Here is a 1195-nt window from a genome sequence, read left to right on the forward strand (position 1 = left end):
GATGGACAAAGCAACATTAGTGGCGGCTCAACTGTTTCCTTTGGTTTCAAGTGGTGCTTTCAACAGAGAACTTCTTGAAGAAAAATACAGCAAAGAAATCATTAAGCTCATTGATGGCGTAGAAGAAATGGCCGCTATCGGTCAGCTTAACGTTACGATGGAAGGCAGTGCTGCGTCGTCTCAAGTAGACAACGTTCGTCGCATGCTGCTTGCCATGGTGGATGATTTTCGTTGCGTTGTCATCAAGCTAGCAGAACGAATTTGCAACCTTATTGAAGTCAAAAAAGCACCGGACGAGGTTCGACGTGCTGCGGCAAAAGAGTGTGCCAACATTTATGCTCCACTGGCTAACCGCCTAGGTATCGGTCAGCTTAAGTGGGAAATCGAAGACTACGCTTTCCGTTATCAACAACCGGACACTTACAAGCAGATTGCAAAGCAGCTTGCTGAGCGTCGTATTGTCCGTGAGCAATACATCAAAGATTTTGTCGAAGACTTATCTCAAGAGATGAAAGCTTGTGGCATTAATGCCGAAGTAAGTGGTCGTCCTAAACACATCTACAGCATTTGGCGAAAAATGCAGAAGAAGAGTTTGGCGTTTGATGAATTGTTTGATGTGCGTGCAGTACGTATCATCGCCGACAAACTGCAAGATTGTTACGCTGCGTTAGGTGTGGTTCATACCAAATACAAGCACTTACCGAGTGAGTTCGACGACTACGTTGCAAACCCAAAACCAAACGGTTACCAATCGATTCACACCGTGATTCTTGGCCCTGAAGGCAAAACCATCGAGATTCAAATTCGTACCAAGCAAATGCACGAAGAATCTGAGCTGGGCGTTGCCGCACACTGGAAATACAAAGAAGGGGCGAGCAGCCGCAGTGGTTACGATGAGAAAATTACCTGGCTGCGTAAACTGTTGGATTGGCAAGAAGAAATGTCCGATTCTGGTGAAATGTTGGATGAACTCCGAAGCCAAGTCTTCGATGACCGTGTCTACGCATTTACACCACGCGGCGATGTTGTCGACTTACCAATGGGGGCAACGCCACTAGACTTTGCTTACCACATTCACTCAGAAGTCGGGCACCGTTGTATTGGCGCCAAAGTTGGTGGCCGAATCGTGCCGTTCACCCACAAACTCCACATGGGCGATCAGGTCGAAATCATCACAGCAAAAGAGCCAAACCCA

1 protein-coding gene is annotated in these 1195 nt (G+C 47.2%); it reads left to right on the forward strand.

Features of this window, described 5'->3' with window-relative positions; genetic code table 11:
• Position 1 precedes the first annotated feature (1 nt).
• Positions 2–1195 (forward strand): GTP diphosphokinase (gene relA, locus R7P69_RS24935; protein WP_318121785.1); only part of this gene is annotated, 1194 nt, incomplete at its 3' end.

The organism is Vibrio sp. 661, from assembly GCF_033339315.1.
Taxonomy (GTDB): domain Bacteria; phylum Pseudomonadota; class Gammaproteobacteria; order Enterobacterales; family Vibrionaceae; genus Vibrio; species Vibrio alginolyticus.